This window comes from Mycobacterium sp. (assembly GCF_035623875.1).
In the GTDB taxonomy this organism is placed as follows: Bacteria; Actinomycetota; Actinomycetes; order Mycobacteriales; family Mycobacteriaceae; genus Mycobacterium.
This window is the reverse complement of record NZ_DASPSP010000236.1, coordinates 1-5,848: the sequence shown is the minus strand read 5'-3', so window position 1 is coordinate 5,848 and position 5,848 is coordinate 1. Positions and strand designations below refer to the sequence as shown.

At 64.6% G+C, this 5,848-nt stretch carries 5 protein-coding genes and 1 pseudogene; 2 read left to right on the top strand and 4 right to left on the bottom strand.

What is annotated here, in order from left to right; translation table 11 throughout:
* Positions 1-101 precede the first annotated feature (101 nt).
* Positions 102-1,004: a haloalkane dehalogenase gene (locus VEI45_RS19470; protein ID WP_414687535.1), complete on the bottom strand. Its 903-nt coding sequence runs from the start codon at positions 1,002-1,004 to the stop codon at positions 102-104.
* Between the two features lie 101 nt (positions 1,005-1,105).
* Entirely contained in the window at positions 1,106-2,359 is a 1,254-nt protein-coding gene (locus tag VEI45_RS19465; RefSeq protein WP_324856166.1) for an acyl-CoA dehydrogenase family protein, read from the bottom strand.
* A gap of 167 nt (positions 2,360-2,526) precedes the next feature.
* Between VEI45_RS19465 and VEI45_RS19460 the strand changes: the two genes are divergently transcribed.
* A complete protein-coding gene (locus tag VEI45_RS19460; RefSeq protein WP_324856165.1) occupies positions 2,527-2,667 on the top strand; it encodes a hypothetical protein in 141 nt (46 codons plus the stop codon).
* 60 nt (positions 2,668-2,727) lie between these two features.
* Here the strand turns inward: VEI45_RS19460 and VEI45_RS19455 are convergent, their stop codons facing one another.
* On the bottom strand, positions 2,728-3,555 hold the full coding sequence (locus tag VEI45_RS19455) for a mycofactocin-coupled SDR family oxidoreductase (protein ID WP_324856164.1): 828 nt from the start codon (positions 3,553-3,555) through the stop codon (positions 2,728-2,730).
* Between the two features lie 20 nt (positions 3,556-3,575).
* Positions 3,576-5,147 carry a metallophosphoesterase family protein gene (locus VEI45_RS19450; RefSeq protein ID WP_324856167.1) on the bottom strand — a complete coding sequence of 524 codons (1,572 nt, stop codon included), beginning with the start codon at positions 5,145-5,147 and terminating at the stop codon, positions 3,576-3,578.
* Between the two features lie 218 nt (positions 5,148-5,365).
* Between VEI45_RS19450 and VEI45_RS19445 the strand changes: the two are divergent.
* Positions 5,366-5,848, top strand: a pseudogene (locus VEI45_RS19445) (dihydrodipicolinate synthase family protein); the annotation flags it as partial.

The following is a 5,848-nucleotide window of genomic DNA, read 5'->3' as shown; positions in this document are numbered from 1 at the left end:
CGCCACCGCATCTGGACCACGGCCAACCCCGCACCAACATCTTCCACCACCCCGAAAAACTGCTGTGCGACGAGGAAGACGACGAGGAACCCTAAGGACGTCTAGCCAGGCAGCCCTCGGACGAATTGCGCCAACGCCGCGCCGATTTCGTCAGGACTGTCCTCTTGAATGAAATGCACGCCGGGGACGGTGATTTCGGCCAGGTTCCGCCAGCTGCGGGCGTAGTCGCGGATTCGTCCGGTCACGATCGCGCCGGGGTCGGCATTGATGAACAGCTTTGGCACATCGCTTTCCGCGAGCCAGCTCCGATACTCGTCGACCACGGCGACGACCTCGGCCGGCTCACCGTCGATCGGGATGTTCCGCGGCCAAGATAATGTTGGCCGCCGGTCCTCTCCGGGTTGGGCGAATGGTCGCCGGTAGTGGTCCATCTCCTCGTCGGACAGCGTTCGCCGGATGGCGCCCGGCAGAACAGCCTCGACAAAGATGTTCTGCTCCAACACCATTGACTCACCGTTGGGTGAACGGAAGCCCTGGAACACGCCTCGCACGCTGTCATGGAAATCCGCCCACGTCATCGGGGTGACGATCGCCTCCATGAACGCGATGCCAGCCACTCGGTCGCGGTGCCGATTGGCCCAGTCGAAACCCAGCGCTGATCCCCAGTCGTGCAGCACCAAGACCACCCGGTTACCAAGATCGAGACCATCCCAAAGCCCGAACAGGTACTCGCGCTGTTCGGCGTAGTGATAGCGGTCCGGGCCCGACGGGCTGAGCTTGTCCGACCCGCCCATCCCGATCAAGTCACATGCGACCAGCCGGCCCAGTCCTTCCAGATGCGGCATCACGTTGCGCCACAGATAGGACGAGGTGGGGTTACCGTGCTGGAAGACGATCGTCGTGCCTTCGGGACCGCGGCCCTCGTCGACATAGGCCATCCGCCTGCCCGCGATCTCCCGATAGCGCAGTTGTCCGTACGGTTCGGCGCTCAACATGGTGTGCATCATGCCAGGCTGTGACGCCGGTGCGGCCACCAGTTGTCGCTCGTAGCCGGGCACATCGGCACATCCCAACCTTGCGGTGACTACTGAGGATATTGAGAGTCTCAGCTCCGGCCGTGCTTGACCTGATTGAACGGCACCCCGCGATCGGCGGCGTATTCGCGCGGAAAGCCCAGCACCCGTTCGCCAATCACGTTGCGGGCCATCTCCGTTGTGCCGCCGCCGAGCGCCGCGGTTTGGCGGGATAAGTACCGTTCACCGATGAAGAGTAGCTTGGCAGGCCCGTCGACGACGCCCGCGCTACCGGCGATCGCCAGTGCGGTGTCGACCTCGAGCGCCACTTCCTCAGCCTGGAAAAGCCGGATGAGCGAACCGGCTGTCGGGGGCAGTGAGCCGTCCAGCACCCCGCGGTAAACGTGGTCGATCAACTGCTCCCACACCGCGCGATGCGTCAGCGCCCGACCGGCGGCTTCACGCACACGTTCGTTGTCGGTCAGCCCGGCCGCCCGGACCATCGCGGTGTAGTCGGGTGGCTGCTCCTGGTTGTTTTCGGCGCCGCTGCCGCTGGCGTATTCCGACCCGCCACCGACTGCGCGCCGCTCGTGGTACAGCTGGCGCGAGGCCACCTCCCAGCCCTTGCCGACTTCGCCGACCACTGCGTCGTCGCTGAGCTCCAGGTCGTCGAAGAACTCTTCGCAGAACTCGGTGGATCCGTTGACCTGCTTGATGCGGCGCAGTGTGATGCCCGGGCTGTCCAGGCGCACCAGAAACATGGTCAGGCCCTCGTGCTTGGGCACGTCCCAATTCGTTCTGGCCAGCAGCAGTCCATAGTCGGCGGCGAAGGCTCCGGTGCTCCAAGTCTTGGCGCCGTTGACCACCCACTTGTCGCCGCGCCGCTCGGCGCGTGTGATCACACCCGCCAGGTCAGAGCCGCCACTGGGCTCCGACAGCAACTGGACCAACACCTCGTCGCCGCGCAAAGCCGCCGAAATATGTTGCCGTTTCTGCTCTTCGCTGCCGGTGTCAAGGATCGTCGGGCAACAGATAGTGAAGGTCGGGGTATTCAAGATCAGCGGCAATTCGTAGCAAGCGCTTTCGGCGTCGAACGCCTTCTGATACTCGATACCCAGCCCGAGCCCGCCGTACTCGGTGGGGAAGCAAATCCCGGCGAACCCGCCGTCGTAGAGCCGCCGCTGCAACCTGCGGACGTGCTGCCACGACGCCTCGTCGCCGCGGTCGGCGTAGGGCGGATCAGTCGGATCGTCGATGCGTGGCATGGTTTCGGCGAGCCACGTGCGGGCCCGCTTGGCAAACGCGGCCACCGACTCGGTGGTGTGTGCCGAGGCCGTCTCGGTCATGACGGCAGCTTGCGTGAGTGCATATGACGTCTCCGGAGAGTCACACTGGCCTGAAACGGTAATGACGTTACCACCAGGTCGGCGTCGTACCGCCGGGGGACGTCAGGCCCTCTATCCCGATCCGGCTCCGCCGTCCGCGGTGGACGCAACCACGACGGTGACGGTGCTTGCGCCGTTCGTTGTACGGCAAGGGCAGCGAGGGGTTGGCCGCTCCGTCGGTCTGCACCGCCCAGGACGGTGCGGCTTCGCCGCCGAATTTGCTGTACGCGTCCTGGTGGAAGTCGAGGATGCTGGAAATGCCGTGGTAACCCTGGGGTTTCTTGCGCGGCTGACGATCTACCTCGGTGGTGCGGTGACGAGCCCTCCGGCTAAATCTTCAAATACCCCTTGTCGGCCGGGATCTGAGCGGCCGTGACCAACGATGAGGCATCGCTGGCCAGCCACACCACAATGTCGGAGATCAGGTCTGGGGCGGCGAGTGATTCTGTCGGAAGCGCGCCGGGGGAGAAGCTGTGGATGTAGTTCGGGTGGTCGGCAAACACCTGGTACATCGAGACGTCGTTACCCATCGGGGTGTCCGTGCCGTATGGGTGCACGGAGTTGACCCGGATGCCGAACTCGCCGAGCTCGACGGCCAGCGAGTTGGTCAACCCGACCACCCCGAACTTGCTGGCGCAGTAGTGGCCGCAGCCGGGAACGGCCTTGATTCCCGCCGCCGAACTGATCGTGATGATCGACCCGCCGTTGCCGGCCTCGATCATCGGCGGCACCACCGCCTTGATCGTGTTCCACAGCCCGGTCAGGTTGATGTCGAGGGTGTCCTGCCACTGTCCCGCCGAAATCTCCCACAGCCGGCCCCAATTGAGCACCCCGGCGTTGGCGACCACGATGTCCAGACGGCCGAACTGTTCGATGGCGTCGCCGACAACGCGCTGCTGACCGGCCGCGTCGCGGACGTCGACTTCCGAGGCGAGGATCTTGCGTCCCTCACCCTCGACCAGGTTCACCGTCTCGGCCAGGTCCTCCGGCTGCGACGGGGCATAGCCGTTGTGCGTGGTGACCGGGCCGCAGGCGTCGATAGCGACGATGTCAGCGCCGGCCCTGGCCAGCCTGATGCAGTGTGAGCGGCCTTGGCCGCGGGCGGCGCCCGTCACGTAAGCAACCCGGCCGGCCAACGGAAGATCCGTAGTTGTCATGTCGGCAAGCGTAGAAAACCTCAGCCGCGGCGGGGTCGGGTCAGCGTGAATTCTTCGACCACGCTGATCGCCGCGTAGGGGCCGTTGACCGCGTAGTGCGTCGCCTTCATCGACGTGTTGCCGCCTGGCGAGCCAGGATCGACGTCGAATGCCACAAAGCCGTAGGGGTTTTGGCGGTCGCGAAACGCCGACCACGGCGCATCTTCCACCACATAGAAGGGCGCCTTATGTCCGATCGCCGGATCGATTTGGCCGACGCTGGTTAGCACGCGGCATTTGGGCTCCGGGAAGAACATGGTGTTCGTCGGGTTCGAGGTGCCGCCACCGCCGATGACCAGGTGGACGGTTCCCTTGCTGGTGTCGATCACGTCGGCGCGAGTTTCGACCGGGATCGGCGTTTTGGTTTCGGTATCTTGTGCTCCCCGCACCGGATGCGAGCGTTCGTAGTGGTGCTCGTGACCGCACACCACCAGGTCGACCTGGTAGCGGTCGAACAGCGGCAGCCATTCCTGCCGGATGCCCAGGTCGGCACCGTTGGTGCGATCGGCGGTGGATATCGCGGTCTGGTGCATGCAGACGACCACCCAGTCGACTCGTGAATCGGCTCGCGCGCCGGCGAGTTCGGTTTCCAGCCAACGCTTTTGCGCGCCACCCGAGTAGCCGTGCACGTAGAAGTTACCGGCGTCCTGGAAGCAGACGTCGTCGTTGCTGAGGCTGATCACCCGCACCGACCCGGCGGTGAACGAATACCACAGCCCGCGGAGTTCGGTGTCGGATCCCGAGTCGGGCAAGGCGAAGTAGGTCTGGTAGGCGGCGTAACCGACCGGTCCGTTGCCTAATTCGTTCTCATGGTTGCCCGCCGCCGGCATCCACGGGCGGTAGCGGGCCGAGCGGGTGTTGTTGTCGAACCAGTCCGACCAACTGCGGATGCGGTCATGCGCGAGGTTGGCGTAGCACAGGTCGCCGTTGACCAGGTTGAAAAGCGGACCGAGACGTTCGATGGCGGTGGTGGTATCCCCGGACGCCGGGGAGCCGAGATTGTCGCTGCGGTAGCTGGTCTTCTTCAGTTGGTCAAGGGTCGGCGTTGACTGGTCCCCGAAGCTGGTGAAGCGGAACGGATTCCGTCCGGACGGCGCAGTTCGGACCGTCCCCAGCTCGGGGTTGGTGCCGTCGTGCACCGCTGCGTAGATGTAGACGGTGTCGGGAGCCAGATTGTCGAGCCGGGCGTGGTTGACGCGAACTTCAGTCTTGGACTTTGCATCACGGTAGGTCCGGGTCTCAGCTTGCACGACGCGACCGAAGCCGGACGTCGGCGTGCCGACCATCACCCGTGGGTTGCGGACAGCGTCGGTGGTGTGCCACGAGACAACGACTCCGGTAGAAGCATCTTTGCCGAATTGCAGATGCAGGCCGCCCACCGGTTGCGCGCCGCTCTGATTCGGCCGGGTCCACAGATTCGGGCCACGACTCGGTGACCCAAGCAGCGCAACGCCCGCCGCCCCGACGCCCGCGCCGACGATAGCCGCCGCCGCGCCGGTCGTCAGCACCTTTCGGCGGCTGATGCCTGACGGTGATTCCGGCTCTTCGCCCACGCTTCCTTCATACCTGCCTACCGCGTCGTCGTAGCCGTCGAGTTCTCGGCTGTGCGCGGTCCGCAGGCAGTGCGGCCTCACCCTGGAGAACCTCGCTGAGCAGACCGGCCTGACCAAGAGCTACCTGCGCGCGCACCGCAGCCAAGCCAATTTCGCCTACTACGTTCGGCGGGCGCTGGCCCGACACCCCGACGTGCTGATCGGATAATGGAGGTCGAGTGCCCGAATCGTCGCTGCCGGAGATCCACGGCATCATCGCCTACCCGGTGACTCCGTTCAGCGACTGATTCGGCAGGCACGATCGACACCGAGTAGCTCACCGTGCCCGTCGACCGGCTGTTAGCCAACGGTGTGCACGCAATCGCGCCGCTCGGCGGCACCGGCGAGCGATCGCGGCGGTTGACGGCCGGGTAGCCGTTGTGGTCGGCGTTTCCGATTTGACGACCGCAAATACGACGCGGCGTGCACAGTACCCGCAACACGCCGGCGCCGAAGCGGTGATGGTCTTGCTGGTGTCTTACTGGAGACTTTCGAACGCGAAATTTTTAAGCATTTTCTCAGCAACGGTGACGCGATCGAGATTCCGATCATGATGTACAACAACCCGGCCACTAGTGGTATCGATATGAGCCCGGAACTGTTGGTGCGGATGTCTGAGACCATCGACAACGTCAGAATGGTCAAAGAGTCCACCGGTGACC

Excerpts from the sequence above, each read along its gene's own strand:
- VEI45_RS19470 (WP_414687535.1), bottom strand. The coding sequence starts at position 1,004 with ATGCACACCATGTTGAGCGCCGAACCGTACGGACAACTGCGCTATCGG.
- VEI45_RS19465 (WP_324856166.1), bottom strand. The coding sequence starts at position 2,359 with ATGACCGAGACGGCCTCGGCACACACCACCGAGTCGGTGGCCGCGTTT.
- VEI45_RS19455 (WP_324856164.1), bottom strand. The coding sequence starts at position 3,555 with ATGACAACTACGGATCTTCCGTTGGCCGGCCGGGTTGCTTACGTGACG.